Source organism: Grimontia sp. SpTr1 (genome assembly GCF_947387585.1).
GTDB lineage: Bacteria > Pseudomonadota > Gammaproteobacteria > Enterobacterales > Vibrionaceae > Enterovibrio > Enterovibrio indicus.
This window is the reverse complement of record NZ_CANDOD010000002.1, coordinates 227,211-246,635: the sequence shown is the minus strand read 5'-3', so window position 1 is coordinate 246,635 and position 19,425 is coordinate 227,211. Positions and strand designations below refer to the sequence as shown.

The 19,425-nt window shown below is 48.6% G+C and carries 16 protein-coding genes and 1 tRNA gene; 6 read left to right on the top strand and 11 right to left on the bottom strand.

Features of this window, described 5'->3' with window-relative positions:
* The first annotated feature begins 221 nt into the window (after positions 1-221).
* Positions 222-1,436 (top strand): pyridoxal phosphate-dependent aminotransferase, encoded by a 1,215-nt coding sequence (locus tag QL223_RS05330; RefSeq protein ID WP_046303560.1) that lies wholly within the window; start codon positions 222-224, stop codon positions 1,434-1,436.
* A 123-nt stretch (positions 1,437-1,559) separates the two neighbouring features.
* Here QL223_RS05330 and rrtA read toward each other — a convergent pair whose 3' ends face one another.
* Positions 1,560-2,117 carry a rhombosortase gene (gene rrtA, locus QL223_RS05325; RefSeq protein WP_281544114.1) on the bottom strand — a complete coding sequence of 186 codons (558 nt, stop codon included), beginning with the start codon at positions 2,115-2,117 and terminating at the stop codon, positions 1,560-1,562.
* Between the two features lie 49 nt (positions 2,118-2,166).
* On the opposite strand from rrtA, the gene QL223_RS05320 reads away from it, so the two are divergent.
* Entirely contained in the window at positions 2,167-2,793 is a 627-nt protein-coding gene (locus QL223_RS05320; RefSeq protein ID WP_281544113.1) for a tRNA-uridine aminocarboxypropyltransferase, read from the top strand.
* A 167-nt stretch (positions 2,794-2,960) separates the two neighbouring features.
* On the opposite strand, the gene QL223_RS05315 is transcribed toward QL223_RS05320, so the two are convergent.
* The 10 genes from QL223_RS05315 to QL223_RS05270 all read right to left on the bottom strand — a co-directional run bounded on the left by QL223_RS05315 (position 2,961) and on the right by QL223_RS05270 (position 14,957).
* Entirely contained in the window at positions 2,961-4,328 is a 1,368-nt protein-coding gene (locus QL223_RS05315; RefSeq protein WP_281544112.1) for an anti-phage deoxyguanosine triphosphatase, read from the bottom strand.
* Entirely contained in the window at positions 4,309-4,905 is a 597-nt protein-coding gene (gene yfbR, locus QL223_RS05310; RefSeq protein ID WP_281544111.1) for a 5'-deoxynucleotidase, read from the bottom strand. The genes QL223_RS05315 and yfbR overlap by 20 nt, the downstream gene beginning before the upstream one ends.
* 146 nt (positions 4,906-5,051) lie before the next feature.
* Positions 5,052-5,336, bottom strand: a complete 285-nt coding sequence (locus QL223_RS05305) for a ComEA family DNA-binding protein (protein ID WP_002535554.1) — start codon at positions 5,334-5,336, stop codon at positions 5,052-5,054.
* A 321-nt stretch (positions 5,337-5,657) separates the two neighbouring features.
* On the bottom strand, positions 5,658-7,550 hold the full coding sequence (ppiD, locus tag QL223_RS05300; protein ID WP_281544110.1) for a peptidylprolyl isomerase: 1,893 nt from the start codon (positions 7,548-7,550) through the stop codon (positions 5,658-5,660).
* 250 nt (positions 7,551-7,800) lie between these two features.
* The gene (gene hupB / locus QL223_RS05295; protein ID WP_002535556.1) at positions 7,801-8,073 is read right to left on the bottom strand and encodes a nucleoid-associated protein HU-beta; all 273 of its coding nucleotides are present in this window, start codon (positions 8,071-8,073) and stop codon (positions 7,801-7,803) included.
* Between the two features lie 197 nt (positions 8,074-8,270).
* Positions 8,271-10,643, bottom strand: a complete 2,373-nt coding sequence (gene lon / locus QL223_RS05290; protein ID WP_002535557.1) for an endopeptidase La — start codon at positions 10,641-10,643, stop codon at positions 8,271-8,273.
* A gap of 159 nt (positions 10,644-10,802) precedes the next feature.
* Positions 10,803-12,083, bottom strand: a complete 1,281-nt coding sequence (gene clpX, locus QL223_RS05285) for an ATP-dependent protease ATP-binding subunit ClpX (protein ID WP_002535559.1) — start codon at positions 12,081-12,083, stop codon at positions 10,803-10,805.
* Positions 12,084-12,222: 139 nt separating this feature from the next.
* On the bottom strand, positions 12,223-12,846 hold the full coding sequence (gene clpP, locus QL223_RS05280) for an ATP-dependent Clp endopeptidase proteolytic subunit ClpP (protein WP_002535561.1): 624 nt from the start codon (positions 12,844-12,846) through the stop codon (positions 12,223-12,225).
* Between the two features lie 107 nt (positions 12,847-12,953).
* Positions 12,954-14,255, bottom strand: coding sequence for a trigger factor (gene tig / locus QL223_RS05275; RefSeq protein WP_002535563.1), 1,302 nt, complete (start codon positions 14,253-14,255; stop codon positions 12,954-12,956).
* A 625-nt stretch (positions 14,256-14,880) separates the two neighbouring features.
* Positions 14,881-14,957 (bottom strand) — tRNA-Arg (locus tag QL223_RS05270).
* A 309-nt stretch (positions 14,958-15,266) separates the two neighbouring features.
* On the opposite strand from QL223_RS05270, the gene QL223_RS05265 reads away from it, so the two are divergent.
* The 4 genes from QL223_RS05265 to folD all read left to right on the top strand — a co-directional run bounded on the left by QL223_RS05265 (position 15,267) and on the right by folD (position 19,382).
* On the top strand, positions 15,267-15,764 hold the full coding sequence (locus QL223_RS05265) for an MgtC/SapB family protein (protein ID WP_002535565.1): 498 nt from the start codon (positions 15,267-15,269) through the stop codon (positions 15,762-15,764).
* Between the two features lie 181 nt (positions 15,765-15,945).
* Positions 15,946-17,133 carry an MFS transporter gene (locus tag QL223_RS05260; protein WP_281544109.1) on the top strand — a complete coding sequence of 396 codons (1,188 nt, stop codon included), beginning with the start codon at positions 15,946-15,948 and terminating at the stop codon, positions 17,131-17,133.
* A 545-nt stretch (positions 17,134-17,678) separates the two neighbouring features.
* Positions 17,679-18,389 (top strand): trypsin-like peptidase domain-containing protein, encoded by a 711-nt coding sequence (locus tag QL223_RS05255; protein WP_281544108.1) that lies wholly within the window; start codon positions 17,679-17,681, stop codon positions 18,387-18,389.
* Positions 18,390-18,527: 138 nt separating this feature from the next.
* Positions 18,528-19,382: a bifunctional methylenetetrahydrofolate dehydrogenase/methenyltetrahydrofolate cyclohydrolase FolD gene (gene folD, locus QL223_RS05250; protein WP_002535569.1), complete on the top strand. Its 855-nt coding sequence runs from the start codon at positions 18,528-18,530 to the stop codon at positions 19,380-19,382.
* Positions 19,383-19,425 lie beyond the last annotated feature (43 nt).

The following is a 19,425-nucleotide window of genomic DNA, read 5'->3' as shown; positions in this document are numbered from 1 at the left end:
GCCAATTTACGACAAACTCGATAAAATTTCCTGTTGGAAAGCCATTCTACAACCTTATTGATTGTGATGAAATCCGAATGTTCTAGAATAATATTCCAACAAATCAGGATTTAATTGCTTATATTTCTTCTTTTCCCCATTTTTTACTATTCACTACTTATATATGCCCTTTCGTTAGTGTAATTTACTGGAAACACTTAAAAATAAGCTCAGGAATCATGATGCAAGAAATCGGGATGTCGACGAAGCTGGACAACGTTTGCTACGACATTCGTGGTCCAGTGATGAAAGAGGCAAAACGCCTCGAAGAAGAAGGCCACAAAATTCTCAAACTGAACATCGGCAACCCAGCCCCATTTGGTTTCGACGCACCGGATGAAATTCTGGTCGACGTGATCCGAAATCTGCCGACTTCTCAGGGTTATTGTGATTCCAAAGGAATTTACTCCGCACGTAAAGCGGTGGTTCAGCACTACCAAAAACGCGGTATGTTGGACTTGGATGTTGAAGACGTTTACTTAGGTAATGGCGTCTCTGAGCTCATCGTGATGGCGATGCAGGCGCTGCTGAATGGTGGTGACGAACTGTTGGTGCCATCTCCGGACTATCCACTGTGGACAGCAGCGGTGTCTCTGTCTGGCGGTAAGCCTGTTCATTACATGTGCGACGAAGAATCAGACTGGTATCCAGATCTGGATGACATAAAAGCCAAGATCACACCAAATACCAAAGGCATTGTGCTGATCAACCCAAATAACCCAACAGGTGCGGTTTACAGCCGTGACTTCCTGTTGGAAATTGCTGAAATCGCCCGTCAGAACAACCTGATTATTTTCGCCGATGAAATCTACGACAAGATCTTGTACGACGGTGCCCAACACCATTCTATGGCACCGCTGGCACCGGATGTTTTCTGTGTAACCTTCAGTGGCCTATCGAAATCTTACCGCGTGTGTGGCTTCCGCTCTGGCTGGATGATCCTGTCAGGCCCACGCCATCTTGCAAAAGGCTATATCGCAGGGCTGGAGATGCTGGCGTCGATGCGTCTGTGTGCAAACGTACCCATGCAGCATGCTATTCAGACAGCACTAGGTGGTTACCAGAGTATCAATGAACTGATTCTGCCGGGTGGCCGTTTGCTGGAGCAGCGAGATAAAGCGTGGGAGTTGTTGAACCAGATCCCGGGCATTAGTTGCGTGAAACCAAAAGGCGCGCTGTATCTGTTCCCAAAAATCGACACCAAGAAATACAGCATTCATAACGACGAAAAAATGATGCTGGACTTCCTGCTGCAGGAAAAAGTGTTGATGGTGCATGGCACGGGCTTTAACTGGCACAAGCCGGATCACTTCCGTATTGTCACACTGCCTCGTGTAGATGATTTGGAAATGGCGATCGGTCGCTTCGAACGATTCCTAACGACATATCGTCAGTAAGGTAATAGGTCCTAGGGTCCTAGGGTCCTAGGGTCCTAGGGTCCTAGGGTCCTGCACAGATTTCATAGGCCTAGATTCAGATTCAAGCTATTTGCTCTCCCTAGGACCTTCTTTTCCTAGGATCTAGGGCCTGCTCTTCTCAGGACCTTCTTTCCACACCAGCGCGAACGCCAGCCCGACGCACGCCCCGGCTAAATGCGCCTGATAGGCAACGCCTGCGTCGATTAAGTCCGCAGTCATCGAGTCCCCGCCTGTGTAGGCTTCATATCCCAGCTTCAAAATCACGCCAATAAGCATCACCCACCCCAACGGCATTTTGTTTTGAATATCCCGCACCACGCCCCAAACAAACAAGCCATGCAACACACCTGATAGCCCGGCATACCAATCAAAAGGGCTGACGAACATGACCGCGCCTATCACCGCCATCATCACCCACGCCATCGGGATAAGACTTCTGCTGCCATAGTATTCGCGATGAAGAAAAGCGAGCACCACCAGCCCCGCTAGATTCATGGCAAGATGGATACCATTGGTGTGTGTTAGGTTTCCTGTTACGATTCGCCACCATTGCCCCGCAAGAATATCCGTGCGATCCCATACCATGATTTGATGCATAGTAGGGATTTGGGCAATGAGTATGATGATGGCGAGTAAGCCAACAAACCTAAGATGAGCCAATATGTGCTCCAAGCTTCGTGATATTAGTAAGTTATAGCGTACCGTGGTCATGAACCAGAAAGCCAGTCGATATTGTCCGCAGTGCGGAAAAGCCAACAAAGCCTGCATTTGCGCTTTCATCCAGAGGATTGAAAGTGATGTGCCTGTGATCGTCCTCCAGCACCCTTCAGAGGTTAAGCAGCCCATCGGTACGGCGCGTATTCTTTCTCTGTCGCTCCCAAACTGTCGAATCATCGTGGGAGAAGACTTCAGCGACAATGATGAGCTGAACCAACTTTTGGACAACGATGTTCATTACGCCCTTCTTTACCCAGCAGAGACATCTGAGCCGATTGGGGACTGGCACGTTGACGCTGGCAAACGCCGTGGTTTGATTTTGCTCGATGGTACCTGGCGAAAAGCCTTTAAAATGTATCAGCTTTCCCAGAATCTGCAGGCGCTTCCTTGCGTAAAACTGGATGATATCCAGAGCGGAAATTACCGCATCCGAAAGTCCCCAGTCGACGGTGGTCTTTCAACCGTTGAAGCCGGTTTCTACGCTCTGTCAGCGATAGCGGGCGATAGCGAGCCTTTCGAGCCGCTAATGACTGCTTTCAATGAAATGATTGAGTTTCAGATAAAACAAATGCCGCCCGGTGTGTTTGAGCGGCATTATGGCGGGAAAGATAGATCCTAGGGTCCTAGGGTCCTAGGGTCCTAGGGTCCTAGGGTCCTAGGGTCCTAGGGTCCTAGGGTCCTACAAAGATTTTAAAGTTGCAGCTACGAATTCAAGCTGTTGCTTTCCCTAGGACCTAGGATCGCTCTTTGCTCTTCCTAGGACCTTCTTCCCCTAGGACCTCAAATCTATCGAATCGGATACAGCGGCCCCTGACTTGACGCCGTAAACATGGTCGCGTGAAGCCTTTGCGCATAACCATCTGTCATTCCTGATATGTAATCGGCGATAGCGCGACGACCACTTTTACCCTCAGCGATTTCTTGTTGCCACTGACTTCGGATCGCGACGGGTAACAATCTTTGCGGATCAGCATCGAACGCGTCGAACAGCTCCATCACCAATTGCTGCCCCTTGTATTCGACTACCTGAAGCTCTGGTTTTTGCACCACAAACTCGCTGACAAAAGCTTTCAGTACTGACAGTACATAGTCCATGGTATCTGTCAGCTTGGCATTCCATTGAAGCAAGGGATCGTCAAAACGATTCACACCATCCTGTACGGAAGGTTCTATTGCAATGGATGTCAGCAGTGTGTTGACCAAAGCGCCGATGGCATCTTTTCGCTCGTAGTGCGGACCAAACATTTGCTCACTCAGATGCCCGATATTAGCTTCCAACCATGGATCTCCGCATTCCGCGAGTTTGCTGGCTACTGCTTCCTGCCATTGGTCACGCTGAACAATACCCATCACAATGGCATCTTCGAGGTCGTGGACACCGTATGCGATGTCGTCTGCCAGTTCCATGATCGAACAATCAATGGATTTGTATTGTGTGCGGCCATGCTGTTCTTTCGTTGGTGCCAATTTCAACGAGGTAAACAGTTTAGCGTCGTTTTCAGACATGCCACCCAACACCCAGTTAAACCTTTCCAGGTCATCTTGATAGATACCCTTGGCTGGGTGCCACTCAGAGGCTTTCAGGTGACGAAATTCGACAACATCAGGCGGAAGCACTGAGCGCATTACAGATGCAATCGGTACGGGGTATTTCAGCAGGCCAAGTAAAGTACGACGGGCAAGGTTCATGCCGTCATGTTCGGTATAAGGTTCGAGCAAGGTAACAATGCGAAAGGTCTGCGCGTTTCCTTCAAAGCCGCCGTCGTTACGCATCATATAGTTCAGCGCGATTTCACCACCATGACCGTAAGGCGGATGGCCAATGTCGTGTGCAAGGCACAAGCTTTCCATCAAGCTGGTTGAAGGCAAGATATCGCGAAACTCAGGTTGCTTTTCTTTGATTTGCGCGAGGATACCCGTCCCTATCTGGGAGACCTCAAGTGAGTGTGTCAGACGCGTGCGGTAAAACTCGCTATGTTCTGCGCCGAGTACCTGTGTCTTCGCCTGCAAACGTCGGAACGCGGCAGAATGCAGAATCCGAGCACGATCCCGCTGAAACACAGAACGCTTGTCATTACGGCGCTTTTTGTTTTCTTCAGCGAGACGCGTTTCCCAATCAGGTGATAGTGCAAATTCAGTCATCGCTGATTTCATCCAAAGAAAGCTCAAAGCTCGGCGCAAACATCGTCATAAAATATTCAGTCGCCTCACTGCCACGCTCGCTCATGGTTTTTTCCAAGCGACGTTTGGCTTGTAGAAACTCATGATTGCCCGCAGAAAGCTCTTCAAGACATTTAAGATAGGCGCAAATGGCATCAGCCTGCTTCACCAAACGATAGTCGCCTGCATCAATCGCATCACTATCGATAAGCGGTCGGTAATCCTCGCGGAACTCCTCCGGCAGCATGCCAACCAGCTTGTCTTCGGCTATTTGCTCGATTTTTTTGTATTCATCAGCGATGGCTGGGTTGAAGTACTTAATTGGTGTCGGCAGATCGCCTGTCAGCACTTCACTGCAATCATGAAACATCGCCAGCAGTGCAACACGTTCCGGCGAGTATTGCCCGCCGAATTTTTTGTTTTCTATCAGCGCGAGCGCGTGAGCAACAAAGGCAACCTGGAGGCTGTGCTCTGAGATATTTTCATTAGAAACATTGCGCATCAACGGCCAACGGTAAATAAGCTTCATACGCGCGAGATGGGCAAAGAAATGGCTGGTTTTCTGACTCATGGCTTCCTTGACGTCATTAGAACAGTTCTTTACTCATTCTGTTGTCGTCAGGCGGATTTCTCAAGCCTTATTCTTGATTTGCGGGATTTGGGGAGAGCGTGCTCCCCAGCACACAGCGGTTGAGATAGTAAATTGACTTTGGGGTATCAGAGCACGATACGGTCGCGGTTTTTCTCAACAATTGAGTCGCCAATACCTTTCACGCCCTTCAAATCATCTGCCGATTCAAATGCGCCATTAGTGTTTCGGTAATCTACGATTGCCTGCGCTTTCGCCTTACCTATACCGTCCAAATACTTATCCAGCTCTTCTACTTCAGCAGTGTTGATATTCACTTCAACCGGTACACCTTGCGCACCATCCTGTGCTGATGCCAAAGGCGAAAGTATTAGTGAGATGGCAAAAACGATTGCCGATACCATTGATTTCATGTCTTTTCCTCTTTTGAGTGATTAATACCAATCGTAGTAAATATCAGCTCATCCTAGCTTGTTAAAATACTCGATAACTGCGTTGGAAAATTTGACTGTAGAATAACTACTTATCGAAATTTTCCGCCTTGTTCTCGAGTATTTTTCCTGCGCTATTTCTGATCATCTACTTACTGTGATTGGTATAACAAAGGCCACCATAAAGGCTGAGGAAAAAGGTGCGAGTTGAAGGGATGAAAAAAACGACGGGGGACATAAAGTCCCCCGTCGATGCAACTTATCAATTACAGTCGCCTTGCAATCATATCAAGTTGGATTGATTTATTGCTCAACAGCGTCAAGTGTGTAAGTCACTTCAGTGCTTTCTTTCAGCTGTGCGATGACAGATTCCAGATCGATGTTAGCGTTGTTACGCGCAACACGCTCCGCCATCTGGCTTTGTAGACTGATTTCTTCGGTTGCTGGTTCTTTCACTGCATCCAGGGCAACAACCAGTACATCGCCATTGAAGGTGCGGGTAAAGCCGTATTCTGCTTTGCCTTCAGCCGGTGTTGCCATAGTGAACGCAAGCTCAACCACTTCACGCTCCTGAGAAACGCGCGCCAGCTCAGCTTCTTCACCAAACGCATAGCCTGATGCATTCAGACCCGCGTCATTGCCTTCACTCAGCTCCGACACTAAGGTGTTTGCCAATGCTTCAGCAGCCTTCTCACCTTCCTGACGCTTCAGCAAATCTGTCACTTGAGTTTCTACCTCTTCGAAAGGCAGCACAGTCTCAGGGCGAACTTCGTCTACACGCACAACCACAACATGCTCAGGAGCAATCTCAATGATGTCAGAGTTCAGACCGTCTTCACGCACTTCCGGTTGTTGCAGAGCCTGAGCAACAAGAGGGTTGGCCAGTGCACCTTGCAACTCGCTCAGAGATACGAAATCGGTTTTCTCTACTTTCGCATTCACCGCTTCTGCTGCAGTTTCCAGATTGTCTGGCATTTCGAACGCTTTCTCTGCCAGCTCGTTGGACAGAGCGTAGAACTTCTCAACCGCGTGGTTTTGCTTCAGTTGTGCCATGATGTCATCACGTACTTCCGCAAAAGGCTTTGCATCAGATGGCTTGATATCATCCAGCTTGATGATGTGGAAACCAAACTCAGACTGAACCACTTCAGACACATCGCCGTTGTTTACCAGCGCAAATGCCGCTTCTTCGAATGCTGGATCCATGACACCTTTATCGAACCAATCCAGCTCACCGCCTTGTTCAGCACTGAAAGTATCATCAGAACGGGTTTTCGCCAGCTCAGCAAAGTCAGCACCGCTATTCAACTCAACCAAGACTGCTTCTGCTTTTTCTTTTGCTGCGTTGTCATCACCCTGAATCATGATGTGGCTGACTTTACGCTGCTCAGCAGTGCCGTAATTGGCTTTGTTTGCTTCGTAGTAGGTCTTCGCTTCTTCTTCCGTCACGTCAGCAACGTCAGCGATACCTTCACCAGAGAGCTCAACATAAGAAATCTTGAATTGCTCAGGACGAACGAACTGCGATGGGTTTTGCTCGTAGTAAGCCTGCTTTTGCTCATCAGTGATATCCGCTTTGTCAGCGAAATCTGCTAGCGGCAGAGTCAAAGTGCGAACCATGCGCGTTTGACCTTCAAGCTTGTACAGTGCTTCCAGCTCACCTTCCAGCGCGAATTCACTGCTGATAAGGGCATTAACGAACTGTTCGCGAACCAGATCCTGGCGCACATACTCAGCAAACTGGTCAGGAGACAGACCATTGCGGCGAAGTGCTGCCAAATATAAATCGTTGTCAAACAGACCTGTTGAGCCTCGGAATGCTGGCATATCACGAATGGTTTGTTTGATTTGTGCATCGCTCACACGAAGACCTAAATTCTTCGCTTCCTGATCCAACAACGCCTGGTTCACCATACGATCCAGAACATTGCGGCGGAATTGCGCGAGATAGCTAGGGTCACTCAACAGAGTAGAGAAGAAGTCACCGGCCTGTGCTTGCATCTGTGCACGCTCATTTTGGTAAGCTTGCTCGAATTGATTACGGCTAATTTCTTGATCACCTACCGTTGCCGCAGGTACCACGGTGCCACCTGCCAGGTAGCCGCCAACACCAGCGAAAACAAAGGAAAAGATAATAAGGCCTAAGATGATCTTAACCGCGATGCTGTTTACGCCTTCGCGTAGTCGCTCCATCATAACGCGCCGTCACTCCTGCTTATTGAAACGTTCGTCTTTCATACAGCTTCTCTTGCACAGCAAAAAGCCAATGCACTGATATGCACACAGTCAATTTGTATCAAGAGGAGTTGTTTCGATTAAAACTAAAAAAGCGCATCGAGAGATGCGCCTTTACACTCTGATTGAGCCTGATTATACGCTGATGTCGCACACTTTACAGCTTAAAACTAGGACTGGTGCGACAAAGAGCAAAACGAAGCGTTTAAGATTAGTTAACCGCGTCTTTCAGAGCTTTACCAGCTTTAAAGCCTGGGACTTTAGCAGCTGCAATTTTAATTTCTGCACCAGTTTGTGGGTTACGGCCTGTACGTGCTGAACGCTCACGAACAGAGAAAGTACCGAAACCAACCAGAGCAACTTGATCACCGTCTTTCAGGCTATCTGATACTGCTTCAATCAGTGCATCCAGAGCGCGACCCGCTGACGCTTTAGACAGGTCAGCATTTTCTGCAATTTTATCGATTAACTGCGACTTGTTCACTTTTTCATCCCCTTTACAAACGAACCACAAATCCCATTTTTTGCGGCGGCAACCGATTAATGGCGCCAATAGTTATTAAAACAAGACTTAAAAACGCTGTAGCTGTTATGAATTAAGGGCTTGCAGCGTTTTAATTAACTTAGCCCTCAAAAAAAACGCTGACAAGCCTTTTACCGACTGTCAGCGCTTTACGTTGCTTAATTTTGCTGCACGTCACTCTTTTGCGACGAAACCAGCTCTATTCCGAGAGGGTTGTCTTGTAGCGCCAGAGTCAGAACTTCGTCGATCCAGCGCACAGCATGGATGTCGAGGTCTGCTTTGACGTTTTCAGGGATCTCTTCCAGATCACGTTCGTTCTCTTTTGGAATGATCACCGTTTTGATTCCGCCACGGTGAGCAGCCAACAGCTTCTCTTTCAGACCACCAATTGGCAGCACTTCACCACGCAGGGTTATTTCACCCGTCATGGCAACATCTGCACGCACAGGGTTGCCCGTCAGGCTAGATACCAACGCCGTACACATGGCGATACCGGCACTTGGGCCATCTTTTGGTGTTGCACCTTCTGGCACGTGTACGTGGATATCACGCTTCTCGTAGAAGTCGTTATTGATACCCAGTTTCTCAGCACGAGTACGAACCACTGTCATCGCAGCCTGAATCGATTCCTGCATCACATCGCCCAGAGAGCCCGTTTGTGTCAGCTTGCCTTTGCCCGGCATGGATTCAGTTTCGATGGTCAGCAGATCGCCACCCACTTCCGTCCACGCGAGACCGGTTACCTGGCCAATACGGTTGCTCTCGTCCGCTTTGCCGTAGTCAAAGCGTTGAACGCCCAAGTAATCTTTCAGGTTGTCCTGATTGATAACGATGGTTTTGGTGTCTTTATTCAGCAGAATTTCTTTCACTGCTTTGCGGCAAAGCTTAGAAATTTCACGCTCAAGGCTACGCACGCCCGCTTCACGGGTGTAATAACGGATAATTCCGATGATCGCTGAGTCTTGGATCTCGACTTCTTTCGGCTTCAGACCATTACGCTTAACCTGCTTATCAACCAAGTGTTGCTTAGCAATATTCAGCTTCTCGTCTTCGGTGTAACCCGACAGTCGAATCACTTCCATACGGTCAAGCAACGGGCCTGGAATGTTCATTGAGTTCGATGTCGCCACGAACATCACGTCTGACAGGTCGTAGTCCACTTCCAGATAGTGATCGTTGAACGCATTGTTTTGCTCTGGGTCCAGCACTTCCAACAGCGCAGAAGATGGATCGCCGCGCATGTCAGAAGACATCTTGTCGATTTCATCAAGCAGGAACAGTGGGTTTTTCACACCGACCTTGGCCATTTTCTGGATAAGCTTACCTGGCAGAGAGCCAATGTAAGTACGACGGTGACCGCGGATTTCCGCTTCATCACGCACGCCGCCCAGCGCCATACGGGTGTACTTTCGGCCTGTTGCCTTGGCAATCGACTGACCCAGAGAGGTTTTACCTACACCAGGAGGCCCTACAAGACACAGGATTGGCCCTTTAAGCTTGTTCACACGGTTTTGCACCGCCAAGTACTCAAGAATGCGTTCTTTCACACGCTCAAGGCCGTAATGGTCTGAGTTCAGAATCTCTTCAGCTTTCGCCAAATCTTTCTTCACTTTCGAGCGCTTCGACCATGGCACGCTAACCATCCAGTCGATATAGCTGCGAACCACCGTTGCTTCTGCTGACATCGGAGACATCATTTTCAGCTTCTGCAGTTCTTGCTCAGTTTTCTCTTTGGCCTCCTGAGGCATTTTAGATTCTTCAATCTTCAGCTTCAGGCTTTCAAATTCGTCAGGCGCGTCATCCAGCTCACCCAGCTCTTTCTGGATGGCTTTCATCTGCTCATTGAGGTAGTACTCGCGCTGGCTCTTTTCCATCTGCTTTTTCACGCGGCTGCGAATACGTTTCTCAACCTGCAGCAGATCGATTTCTGATTCCATCATGGTCATCAGGAATTCAAGGCGCTCAGCGATATCAATGATTTCCAGCACTTGCTGTTTGTCATTGAGCTTCAATGGCATGTGTGCAGCGATGGTATCTGCCAGGCGCGCAGCCTCGTCAATACCATTCAGTGACGTCAGCACTTCCGGTGGGATCTTTTTGTTCAGTTTGATAAAGCCTTCAAACTGACTGATCGCCGTGCGCACCAGCACTTCTTGCTCACGTTCGTCCATTTCTGGCGTTAGCATGTACTCGGCATCAGCGGTGAAGAAGTCGTCTTCACGGAACTTCTTGATTTCTGCACGCTGTAAGCCTTCCACCAGCACTTTTACTGTGCCATCTGGGAGTTTCAGCAGCTGGAGAATAGAAGCGACGGTACCGACCTTGTATAGGTCAGAAATGGATGGGTCATCAGTAGCGGCGTCTTTCTGCGCTACCAAAAGAATCTGCTTATCATTGTCCATCGCTGCTTCAAGGCAACGGATGGATTTATCCCGTCCCACAAACAGCGGGATGACCATGTGAGGATAGACAACTACGTCACGCAATGGCAGGACCGGAATCTCAATGCGCTCGGAACGCTCCAAGTTCATATTTTTCTCTCTTCCGTTTTCGTTATTACTGAGTATATGGGGATAGATTGTCAGGATTCAACGGCATATCCGGCAGAAAGTAAAAAAGGGAGCTAATGCTCCCTTTTTTTCGGTAATTTGTTGGTTAAATAAGCAATTTAACCCTAAGCAACATGCGTCTTATTCCGCGCCTGCCGCCTGATTTTCTGATGCTTCATAAATCAGTAGTGGATCAGACTCACCTTTGATCACAGATTCATCAATCACCACTTTGGTGACATCTTTGCTTGAAGGCAGATCGTACATGGTGTCCAGAAGCACCGCTTCCACAATTGAGCGCAGGCCACGAGCACCGGTTTTACGGTCCATCGCTTTCTTGGCAATTGCAGTCAGGGCGTCATCACGGAACTCCAGTTCAACACCATCCAATTCCAGCAAGGCTGCATACTGTTTGGTGAGCGCGTTCTTAGGTTCGCGAAGGATCTGCACCAGTGCATCTTCATCCAGCTCGCCCAAAATCGCCGTGACTGGCAGACGACCGATGAATTCCGGGATCAAACCGTACTTCACCAAATCTTCTGGTTCCACTTTGCTGAACAGGTCGCTCAGTGTCGCTTCCTGATCTTTTGTACGAACTTCCGCACCAAAGCCGATACCACTGCCTTTCGCCACACGCTGGTCTACCACTTTGTCGAGACCGGCAAATGCGCCGCCACAAATGAACAGGATTTTTGAGGTATCAACCTGCAGGAATTCCTGTTGCGGGTGCTTACGGCCACCTTGTGGTGGAACAGAAGCAATCGTACCTTCAACCAGCTTCAACAGCGCCTGCTGAACACCTTCACCGGAAACGTCACGGGTGATAGATGGGTTGTCGGACTTACGAGAAATCTTGTCGATTTCATCAATGTATACGATGCCGCGTTCTGCTTTTGCTACGTCGTAATCACACTTCTGAAGCAGTTTCTGGATGATGTTTTCAACGTCTTCACCCACATAACCTGCTTCGGTCAGTGTCGTGGCATCTGCCATGGTGAACGGCACATCCAGAAAACGCGCCAGCGTTTCTGCCAACAGCGTCTTACCACTACCGGTAGGACCAATAAGAAGAATATTACTTTTACCCAGCTCGACGCCATCAGCCGTTGTGTCGCCGTTACGAAGGCGTTTGTAGTGGTTGTATACCGCTACAGACAATACTTTCTTCGCACGATCTTGACCGATAACGTAATCATCCAGGTGCGCGCGGATCTCTTGCGGAGTTGGAAGCTCGTTACTGTCGCGCTTAGGCATGACCTCTTTTATTTCTTCACGAATGATGTCGTTACATAGGTCAACACACTCATCGCAGATATAAACAGAAGGTCCAGCAATTAACTTGCGTACTTCATGCTGGCTTTTGCCGCAGAAAGAGCAGTAAAGCAGTTTGCCGCTGCCACCGTCTTTTCGCTTGTCTGTCATTCGCTAACCTCTTTAGGCCTTAGCCCATGTTTACCATGATCTGAGTCTATAACATCTCGGGGAAATTTTCCGAACACCGAGAGACTCAATTCCAGGACGGTTAGTGTTAAGTAAACCTAACCGTCTCAGAATTAATAAATTAATCGCGCTTATTCAGTACCGCGTCAACCAGACCATAGTCAGCCGCATCCTGTGCAGCCATAAAGTTGTCACGATCAGTGTCGCGTTCAATCACTTCCAGCGGTTGACCCGTGTGCTCAGCCAACAGGGTGTTGAGCTTTTGCTTGATGGTCAAAATTTCTTGCGCGTGGATTTGAATGTCAGACGCCTGACCTTGGAATCCGCCAAGTGGCTGGTGAATCATGACACGGGAGTTTGGCAGACAGTAACGCTTACCTTTTGCGCCACCCGCCAACAGGAATGCACCCATTGAGCAAGCCTGACCCATACATACCGTGCTCACGTCTGGTTTAATGTACTGCATCGTATCGTAAATAGACATACCTGCAGTTACCGAACCACCCGGTGAGTTAATGTAGAGGAAGATATCTTTATCAGGATTTTCTGATTCCAGGAACAGCAGCTGCGCAACAACAAGGTTCGCCATATGATCTTCAACCTGACCAGTCAGGAAGATCACACGCTCTTTCAAAAGGCGGGAATAGATGTCATACGAACGTTCACCGCGGGAAGTTTGTTCAACCACCATCGGCACCAATGCATCCATGATAGAAGGCATTCCGTTTTTTTCTTGAAAGCTCATAGTGTTATATCCCTAAAATAAATGGCCCGGATGAAATTACTTCATACGGACCATTGTTATCAGAAGAGTGAATTCTAAGTCAATTGTCCACTCAACAATTCTAGCACTTATGCTTGAGCTGGGTTCATCAGCTCAGAGAAAGCTTGCTCTTTTTCAGAAACTTGTGCTTTACCCAGCAGTGCGTCGATTGCTTGTTCTTCAAGAGCAACGTTGCGCATGTTTTCCATCAGGCGCTGGTCTTTCTCGTAGTAAGCCACAACTTCTGATGGATCTTCGTATGCAGAAGCCATTTCTTCGATCAGCGCTTTAACGCGGTCTTCGTCAGCTTTCAGCTCTTCAGACTTGATCACTTCACCCAGAAGCAGACCAACAACTACGCGGCGTTTTGCTTGTTCTTCGAACAGCTCACGTGGCAGTTCTGGTGCGTTTTCCATGTTGCCACCGAAACGCTGAACCGCTTGCTGACGCAGAACGTTAACTTCTTGGTCGATCAGTGCTGCAGGTACATCGATGTCGTTGTTAGCAACCAGACCATCAATCACTTGCTCTTTAACCTTGTTCTTAACCGCTTGCTTCAGTTCGCGTTCCATGTTTTTACGAACTTCAGCTTTCAGGCCGTCAACGCTGCCGTCTTCAACGCCGAAACGTGCAACGAACTCTTCAGTCAGTTCTGGCAGTTCTTGCGCTTCAACTTTGCTCAGCTTGATGTCGAACTTCGCTGCTTTACCTTTCAGGTTTTCAGCGTGGTAGTCTTCTGGGAAAGTCACGTCGATAGTGAACTCTTCGCCCGCTTTCTTACCAACGATACCGTCTTCAAAACCTGGGATCATGCGGCCTTGGCCCATAACCAGTGCGAAGCCTTCTGCTTTACCGCCTTCGAACTCTTCGCCGTCGATAGAGCCAGAGAAGTCCATTGTTACACGGCTGCTTGCTTCAGCTGCTGCGTCAACTTCTGACCAAGAAGCCTGCTGCTTACGCAGAGTCTCAATCATTTCAGCAACGTCTTCTTCTTTAACGTCAGCCAGTGGCTTAACCACTTCTACTTTGTCCAGATCTTTCAGCGCGATTTCTGGGTAAACTTCGAAAGAAGCTTTGAATACCAGATCTTTGCCTTCTTCAGTGTCAACTGGAGTGAAAGTTGGCGCACCCGCTGGGTTGATTTTCTCTTTGATGATCGCTTCGATGAAATGACGCTGCATCACTTCACCCATCACGTCGTTACGTACAGCTTTACCGTACATACGTGAAACCATCTTCAAAGGCACTTTACCTTTACGGAAACCATCGAAACGACGATTTTTAGCAATGTTGCGAAGCTCTGCAGTTACTGCGTCTTCGATGTTTGCTGCTGGAACGGTGATAGTCAGGTGGCGCTCTAGGCCTTCTGTGGTTTCAACGGTAACTTGCATTGTATTAATAACCTCAAAACTTACTCAGGGTCGCTGAGTGATGTTGCCCGGCTCCTGCCGGTAGCATCCTTTCGTGCTACAGCGAATCGTTCGCCATAGCGCCTGTGAATCTGGATACACAGCGCGTTTGCGCGGGTATCGATTAGCCTCAAAAGACGAGGCATGATTTTTAAGACGCGCCATTATAGCGGCACCGCCCTGTCGAGTCGAGACGGGCTAGGTCCATCGTCATGTTTCTGTGAGATTGGGGCGAGAAAATGGATTTCAAGGGGTGGAAGGAAAAAGAAAGGTCCTAGGGTCCTAGAAGACGATACTTGTGAGGTTTTGATGTCAAGCGGGGATATTCATGTATCCACGCACTTGATAGAAAATCTGAGCAAAGAGGTCCTAGGTCCTAGGTCCTAGGTCCTAGAGAAATATAAAAGTGGTATGTCAACTTTAAGATAAAAAATGATTAGCAAACCCGCTTGGCTCTTTGCGGTTGGCTTTTCCTAGGACCTAGGCCCTGCTCTTCCCTAGGATCTTCTTTTCCTAGGATCATCTTTTCAATCAACGTCGAGAATCTGCAGTGCGATGCGTTCGGGAAAAATTGCGATGAGAAGATGTACGAGGGAGAAGTAGAAAGTGGCACGCCCTACAGGATTCGAACCTGTGACCCACGGCTTAGAAGGCCGTTGCTCTATCCAACTGAGCTAAGGGCGCACTTCATTCACACAGTGTGCGAACGCAGGGCAGGATTATAAAGGCACGAGTTTCTTCGTCAACGCTTTTCCTTGTGCTTTGCTGTTAAATGCCTAAGAAACAAACATAGTTGTTACCCTAACGCGAAAAAATCCCTCTCTTTTTAGCCTCTGTCTCTGTCGGCAAACAACATCTGTTCTGACGATAAAATGATTTCATCGTGCTCCCTATTGTTCTTTTTCTCGCTAAAGCGGATATTTCTGCGCCACAAATGTCCCAGGGTCTGCAGACCCGAGGGGTTAAATTTTTTCTAGCCCGGAAGTAAAGAGAATGAATGAGTTTTGGGATATCACCCCGTTTAGCTGGGAAGGCGTACTCACCTGTGCCGCCTGCGGATGGATTTTAGGCCTTGAGCGCCAACTTCGCGGAAAGCCCGTGGGTATTCGCACGGCGATCCTCATTATTCTCGGTACCTACCTTTTTATGCGCCTGGCAACATCCCTTTCAGATAACTCGCTGGATCATGCGCGAGTACTCGGTCAGATAGTTACAGGTGTCGGTTTTCTGGGTGCAGGCGTCATGATGGCACGAGATGGTCAAATCCAAGGCGTGACCTCTGCAGCCGTCGTTTGGTTGATGGCCGGCCTTGGTATGGTGATCGCTTTTGACTACGGACGCCAAGCACTGCTTCTTTGTGCGTTTGTGCTTTTTGTCCTTGTTGGTCTGGATAAAGTTGAAACGACCTTCTCTTCCCTGACAAAAGGCGTGCATAAACGCTGGGAGAAAAAGCGGAAAAAGACCGGAAAACATGCAGATATCATCGACTAGTAAGCGGTCATTCTGCACAGCCATTTCCATCAAAAGATTTCATCGTCACCACAAAATTATCTCTCTTTACGTTTGAGGGTGGCGAAATAATAATCGCGCCTGAACGCACCTTTCTCTGCGTTAAAACCTGCACTTCCTGTGCAGGTTTTTTAATTTCAATTCAGACGATTAAGGAAAAACATTGCAACAGAACCCTGTTATGCAGGCTGATCGCAACAGTCCTCTTGTGCCTGTTCTTAGCCTAAGCCTTTTTGCCGTTGCGTCAGGTTTCCTGATGAGCCTCATCCCGCTTGCGCTTGACGCACGTGGCATGTCGGTGAATCTTGCCTCCTGGCTCGCGAGCGTGTTTTACGCAGGCCTGCTTGGCGGTGCGTTGATCAGTGCACGCATCGTTGGCAAGTTTGGCCATCGCAGTGCGTTAGTTGCGTTTTTGCTTATCGTTGTCAGCACCGTGGGTTTGATGGCATTCAGCGCCTCACCGGCTGCATGGCTGTTTGCACGTTTTGTTGCAGGCATCGCGGTTGCCGGTGTGTTTGTCGTGATCGAGTCTTGGCTGCTAATGGCAGACACAGAAAAAGCCCGCGCCAAGCGTCTGGGCCTTTACATGGCATCGCTTTACGGAGGCTCTGCATTGGGTCAGCTTGGTATCGGCATGTTCGGTACTGAAGGCGCGATGCCACTGATTGTCGTGGCCAGCCTATTCTCAGCGGCGATTTTGCCACCACTGGTGTTCAAAAGGGGCCGCCCGAAAGCGGTTGGCCACGCGAGCATCAAAGTGAGCGAGATGAAAACCCTGCCAGCAGCGGCTTACATTGGCTGTATTGTGTCTGGTCTGGTGCTTGGATCAATCTATGGCCTATTGCCGCTGGAACTTGAAAGCAGTTACAGCCACGATCAGGTCGGCGCATTGATGGCTATCGTGATCCTTGGTGGCATGGTGGTGCAACCGCTGGTGAGCTGGTTGAACTCACGCATGGAAAAAGCACTGTTGATGGCGCTATTCTGCTTCCTCGGTTTGCTTTCCATTGCCATGATTGAAATCGCTACCGTATCAGCGGGCGCGATGGCAGGCATGTTCCTGTTGGGCGCATCAGCATTTGCCCTCTACCCTGTTGCTATCACGCTGGCTTGCCGCAATGTGGATGAGTCAAAAATCGTCGCTGCCGCAGAACTAATGCTACTCAGCTACAGCGTAGGTTCAGTGATTGGTCCGATCGTGGCCGGTGAAGCCATGTCCATGAAAGGCGGTTTAATGTTCTACTTTGTGGTCTGCTTCGCTGCAACTCTGCTTTACATGCTTGGCTCAACCAAGCGCAACCGCTCAACCGGCACTGATGGTGTTGATGAAGCGGTATCGATAGATATCTGATTCAAAAAGTTATTTAAGCAAGGTGCTCACTGGTAGCGCCTTGCCTTCCCCCTTCTTGCCTTTTTGGTTTCACATCCTTCTCGCTGCAAAATTTTCTATACAAAAAGCCGCAAAAACGCATTTAAGGTATGAAGTACGCCTAATTACTGCCGTATTTTTTTGACGTTAATCACACAGAAACAATGCCCAACGCTAACTCACTCATTTATTGATAATTTACTTTATTAGCACTTCTAAATATCTTTCGGCACATCATACAGTTAGTGGAGTTTTGGCCAAATAAGGAGGCAGTTAACAACGTGTTTTAACAGAATTCCAAGACATCTTATTGGAAAAAGAACAGACGACGGTATAAATCTGTCGCAAACCCAATTTCTTAGTCATTCCCACAATTAAAGAGCGGTTATTAATACTTACATTTCAATAAGTTATTATTTTTAGTGACTAATTAATCAATAGCATTTTGTACATCATTTAAACCCTTCCTACGCTCAATTTGCGGGTCTAGAAATTGAGACTCGTATCACAGCGTAGGAGGTGTCGGCATGTTCCAAGCGTTTTCGAAAGTGATGGGCAGTGTGTTTCTTTTATGTAGCCTACAAGGCTGTATCTTGATAAACGGGCCTTTGGATTATGCAGACACCTCCAATGAGCACGATGTTAACTATCTCGCAATAGGCATCCCCTTCGTACTCGGAGGACATGGCACCAGCGTTCCCCTCACGCCAGAAATCAGCTTGACTGCAAAGCATGTCGCCAAACTTGATTACAGTGAAGTGATTGCATATCACCCGGATTGCGACGTTGCCCTTATCAAAGAAGACAATACTGACAAACGCTTAGCCTCCTTGGGTACTGTTCAAACAGATGGTGGCATCACTACCGTCGGCATGGGGTTAACCGGCAAAGTGCTGCTCGGTAAAGGTAAGTACTATCGTGATGTCAATTTTGTCGACAGCACTTTATTTGCAAGGTGCCCGGCAAGTATTACCGATGCCCCCATCCAGTCTGGCATGAGTGGTGGTGGGGCGTTCAACGAAAACGGTGAATTGGTTGGGATCATTTCAGGCATGTCCAGCTCCGGTTTCCGTATGCTCGATGGCAGTACTCTTGGCAACGAAAGAACCAGTGTGTTTGTTTCAACACTTTACGTCAGAGGTTGGCTTATCGAATCTATCGAAACCTACTATGGCGACTCCATCGACAATCTCACCGCCGGCACACCAAGTTTTTCCGCTGCCTATCTCAGTGAATAGCCGTTCTATTTCGTTAAAAAGCGCCTACGTGCGCTTTTTAATACATCACTGACGCAAACGTTTGCCCTATAGCCATGTCACACTTTTTTTGTCAAAATAGCGCCACTTTCCCGTCTATCTCTTTGCCAAAGGAAAAACATGGCCGCTCAAATCATTGATGGAAAACTTATCTCTCAAACTGTTCGTCAGGAAGTTGCTGCACGTGTAGAAGCCCGAAAAGCAGCAGGCCTCAGAGCGCCGGGCCTAGCCGTGGTGTTGGTGGGTGATGACCCAGCTTCCCAAGTTTACGTTGGCAGCAAACGTCGCGTGTGTGAAGAAGTGGGTTTTGTCTCTAAATCCTACGACTTACCATCAACCACCAGCGAAGCAGAACTGCTTGGTTTGATTGATGATTTGAATGCAGACCCTGAAATCGATGGCATTCTGGTTCAATTGCCGCTCCCTGCACAAATGGACCCGACTAATGTCCTTGAACGTATCCACCCAGAGAAAGACGTCGACGGCTTCCACCCTTACAATGTTGGCCGCCTGTGTCAGCGCATGCCGAAACTGCGCTCATGCACACCAAAAGGCATCATCACACTGCTTGAGCGCTATAACGTGCCTCTGCGTGGTAAACATGCCGTTGTGGTAGGCGCTTCAAACATTGTTGGCCGCCCTATGACGATGGAACTGTTACTTGCAGGCTGCACCACCACCACGTGTCACCGTTTTACCAAAGATTTAGAAGGGCACGTTCGCCAAGCTGATCTTTTGGTTGTTGCTGTGGGCAAACCCAACTTCATTCCAGGTGATTGGATTAAACCTGGCGCAGTCGTGATTGATGTGGGTATCAACCGACTGGAAGATGGCAAACTGGTGGGTGACGTGGAATATGGCGTTGCTGCAGAGAAAGCCAGCCATATCACGCCAGTACCCGGTGGTGTTGGCCCAATGACAGTGGCAACGCTGATTGAGAATACCCTGCTGGCTTGCGAGCAATACCATTCTTAAACGAATATAGAAAAACAGCGGCAGATTAAGCCGCTGTTTTTTT

What these genes read in the sequence shown, in the direction of transcription:
- QL223_RS05330 (WP_046303560.1), top strand. Translation starts at nt 222, where the DNA reads ATGCAAGAAATCGGGATGTCGACGAAGCTGGACAACGTTTGCTACGAC.
- QL223_RS05320 (WP_281544113.1), top strand. Translation starts at nt 2,167, where the DNA reads ATGAACCAGAAAGCCAGTCGATATTGTCCGCAGTGCGGAAAAGCCAAC.
- QL223_RS05315 (WP_281544112.1), bottom strand. Translation starts at nt 4,328, where the DNA reads ATGAAATCAGCGATGACTGAATTTGCACTATCACCTGATTGGGAAACG.
- yfbR (WP_281544111.1), bottom strand. Translation starts at nt 4,905, where the DNA reads ATGAGTCAGAAAACCAGCCATTTCTTTGCCCATCTCGCGCGTATGAAG.
- QL223_RS05305 (WP_002535554.1), bottom strand. Translation starts at nt 5,336, where the DNA reads ATGAAATCAATGGTATCGGCAATCGTTTTTGCCATCTCACTAATACTT.
- ppiD (WP_281544110.1), bottom strand. Translation starts at nt 7,550, where the DNA reads ATGATGGAGCGACTACGCGAAGGCGTAAACAGCATCGCGGTTAAGATC.
- lon (WP_002535557.1), bottom strand. Translation starts at nt 10,643, where the DNA reads ATGAACTTGGAGCGTTCCGAGCGCATTGAGATTCCGGTCCTGCCATTG.
- clpX (WP_002535559.1), bottom strand. Translation starts at nt 12,083, where the DNA reads ATGACAGACAAGCGAAAAGACGGTGGCAGCGGCAAACTGCTTTACTGC.
- clpP (WP_002535561.1), bottom strand. Translation starts at nt 12,846, where the DNA reads ATGAGCTTTCAAGAAAAAAACGGAATGCCTTCTATCATGGATGCATTG.
- tig (WP_002535563.1), bottom strand. Translation starts at nt 14,255, where the DNA reads ATGCAAGTTACCGTTGAAACCACAGAAGGCCTAGAGCGCCACCTGACT.
- QL223_RS05265 (WP_002535565.1), top strand. Translation starts at nt 15,267, where the DNA reads ATGAATGAGTTTTGGGATATCACCCCGTTTAGCTGGGAAGGCGTACTC.
- QL223_RS05255 (WP_281544108.1), top strand. Translation starts at nt 17,679, where the DNA reads ATGTTCCAAGCGTTTTCGAAAGTGATGGGCAGTGTGTTTCTTTTATGT.
- folD (WP_002535569.1), top strand. Translation starts at nt 18,528, where the DNA reads ATGGCCGCTCAAATCATTGATGGAAAACTTATCTCTCAAACTGTTCGT.